The organism is Alsobacter sp. P4_H11 (genome assembly GCF_056400925.1).
This window is the reverse complement of record NZ_JBFUKI010000028.1, coordinates 1-714: the sequence shown is the minus strand read 5'-3', so window position 1 is coordinate 714 and position 714 is coordinate 1. Positions and strand designations below refer to the sequence as shown.

1 protein-coding gene is annotated in these 714 nt (G+C 63.2%); it reads left to right on the top strand.

The features are described from left to right. Window positions 1-714 (top strand): hypothetical protein (locus tag AC1DSZ_RS24305; protein WP_476840863.1); only part of this gene is annotated, 714 nt, incomplete at both ends.

Here is a 714-nt window from a genome sequence, read left to right as displayed (position 1 = left end):
GGTGGTGGCGGTGGCGGCGGCGGCGGCGGCGGCGGCGGCGGTGGCGGCGGTGGTGGCGGCGGCGGCGGCGGATCGTGCGAGCCGATCGACGACAAATGGAAGGACGTCATCGACGACAGCACCTGGAAGTTCCGGGATACGTGGTCGGACATTCGTGAGCCGGAGTGGAAGGACACGTCGGAAAGCGATCTGCCGCGCGCGGCCAACTACGTTTCGAATCATAAGAAGATTAAAACGAAGGTGAAGATCGCCGGAGGCACCGTCGAAAAACAAGTCGAGGTCTGGAAGCTTTATGGTTGGCTTTGGTGGGCCAGCAAGCAGAGTGGAAATCACGATTTCTTCAGCAGCACCCGTAACAAGGTGGATGATGGATACAAGCTCGTCTGGGTCTATAATTGGATCGAGGGCGTGTATCAGCAGCCATCGACCTGCAAGCTGAAGAGCCTGCGGAGTCCCATCGTGCTCGACCTGCCGGGTCTCGGCTCCATTGCGACGTCCGCGATGGTTCCGACGTCCGAGCGGGAAGCCACTGAGGTCTCGTTCGATCTCCACGGCGTGGGCGTTCCGGTGCGCACCGAATGGCTCTTGCCCAAGGGCCAGGGCTTCCTGGTGGACGACCGCGACGGCCGAGCGGCGGACGACATGTCCGGCCGGCGCCTGTTCGGCAACGACCGGGAGCATCACGACGGCTTCGCCAAGCTGGCCAAGCTCGAC